A 485-nucleotide genomic window follows, 5' to 3' on the forward strand; every position below is an offset into this window, starting at 1 on the left:
GAAGAGGAGAGAGAAAAGAGGGAAGAGAGGAAGTGAGGAGGAGAAGAGGGGGAGGAGGGGGGCAAAGGAAGGGGAGAAAGGGGAAGAGGAGAGGGAAGGGGGAGGAGAGAGAAAGAAGGGAAGGGAGAGGAAGGGAGAAAGAGGGAGGGGAGGAAGGAAAAGGGAGGGAGAGGAGGGGGGGAAAAGAGGGAGAGGAGGAAAAAGGAAAGAAAGAAAGGGGAGGAAGAAGGGAGAGAGAAAAGAAAGAAAAAAGGGGAAAAAGAGAGGAAGGGGGGGAAAAGGAGAAGAGAGAAGGGAGGGAGGGAGGGAAAAAGAGGGAGGGGAGGGAGGAGGAAGGAGAGGGGGGGGAGGGGGGAGGGGGGGGGGAGGGAGGAGGGGGAGGAGGAGGGAAGGAGGGAGAAGGGGAAGGGAGAAAAAGAAGAAAGAAGGAAGAAAGAGGAGAAACGCAGGTAAGCAGACCCTATGTTAGTAGGGACTGATAATGT

At 55.7% G+C, this 485-nt stretch carries 1 protein-coding gene; it reads left to right on the plus strand.

The features are described from left to right. Positions 1–469 (plus strand): hypothetical protein (locus A3773_RS19780; protein ID WP_197462836.1); only part of this gene is annotated, 469 nt, incomplete at its 5' end. Positions 470–485: the final 16 nt, after the last annotated feature.

The organism is Neptuniibacter pectenicola (genome assembly GCF_001597735.1).
GTDB lineage: Bacteria > Pseudomonadota > Gammaproteobacteria > Pseudomonadales > Balneatricaceae > Neptuniibacter > Neptuniibacter pectenicola.